Here is a 1,610-nt window from a genome sequence, read left to right on the forward strand (position 1 = left end):
GGCTGGAACGCCACGCTCTCGCTCGGCTCCGCATCCGGACAGCTCGTTCGCGACGCAAACGGCGTCTACCACCTGCAGAACGACAACGGCACCAAGGTCGAGTTGCTGACCGGTGCCGCGAACGGCATGTGGAACGGCGAGTACTTCAAGGTCACCACGACTGATGGCACAGCCTATTATCTCGGCCTCAACCACGCGCCGGGCACCGCCTCCGACGCTGCCACCAACAGCGCCTGGGCCGTGCCGGTCTATCACCCCAACCCCGGCGACCCGTGCTACAGCTCCGCCACGGGCAAGAACTCCCAGTGCGCCGCGCAGCCCGGCTACCGGTTCAACCTCGACTTCGTCGTGGACCCGAACGGCAACGTCCAGCGCTATGACTGGGCAAACGAGACCAACTACTACAACCTCGGCTACGGCCAGGTCGCCCAGTCCGGTGGTGGTGGCACGCTGACGCCGTACACCCGCGGTGGGTATCTCACCCAGATCTCCTACGGTTACAAGCTCGCAGATGCGAAGGCCAGCCGGGAACCGTCGGCGCAGGTCGTCTTCACCCCAGGTCAGCGGTGCACCACCTCCGATACCGTCTGCCAGTACCCCAACCTGTCAGCCTCGACGGCGACGAACTGGCCCGACGCCCCCTATAACCTCAACTGCTCCTCCGGCATGGCCACTTCCGGCACCGGAAGCAACGTCTGCCAGGTCGGGTCGCCGACGTTCTGGTCCACCTACCGGCTGAAGTCCATCACCACGAAGGTGAAGGTGGGCAGCGCCTGGCAGGACGTGGACTTGTATGCGCTGACGCACCTGTTCTCGGACGCCGGCGGCACGATGGACCCGGTCACCGGCAAGACGGTCGACCCCGCCAATGCCGGGATGCTCCAGTCGGTGATGTGGCTGTCCAAGATCCAGCACACCGGCCTGGACACCAGCGCCGGCGGCGGTACGGGCCCGCCGCTGGACCCGGTGACCTTTACCGGCATCGAGATGAACAACCGCGTCGACGGCCTCACCCCGGCAGCCCCGCCGCTGTACCGTCCTCGGATCTCCAGCATCCAAACGGAGACTGGCGAGTCCATCGTGGTCAAGTACCGCGACCCGGAATGCTCCAGGGTGAACGGCATCATGCCCGCCTCGGCCGACAGCAACACCAAGGCGTGCTATCCCGTCTACTGGACCACTCCTGGGGCAGCAGCCCCGATCGCCGACTGGTTCCACAAGACCCTCGTCGAGCAGGTCACGGACAACGACCTCACCAAGGCCGCCTCTCCCGCGAAGGTCACCAAGTACATCTACTTCGACGGCGCGGCCTGGCACCGGGACGACTCCGAGTTCACCGACGACAAGTACCGTACCTGGAACGACTTCCGCGGGTTCCGCACCATCACCACCGTCACAGGTGCCGCACCCGACCCGATCACCAAGACCGTCACTTCCTACTTGCAGGGTATGGACGGCGACTACAAGGCCGACAAGACCCAACGCAGCGTCAGCCGTGCCAACTCCCTTGGTGAGCAGACAGTCGACAGCAACTGGCTGGCCGGCATGACCCAGGAATCCGACGCCTACACGCAGGCCGGCGGCACCATTACCGGCAAGGCTCTCGCCTC

Annotated in this window: 1 pseudogene; it reads left to right on the forward strand. The window is 65.3% G+C overall.

What is annotated here, in order from left to right:
• Positions 1-1,610 (forward strand): annotated as a pseudogene (locus ABD323_RS40965) (polymorphic toxin-type HINT domain-containing protein); the annotation flags it as partial.

The organism is Kitasatospora nipponensis, from assembly GCF_039528135.1.
Classification (GTDB): domain Bacteria; phylum Actinomycetota; class Actinomycetes; order Streptomycetales; family Streptomycetaceae; genus Kitasatospora; species Kitasatospora nipponensis.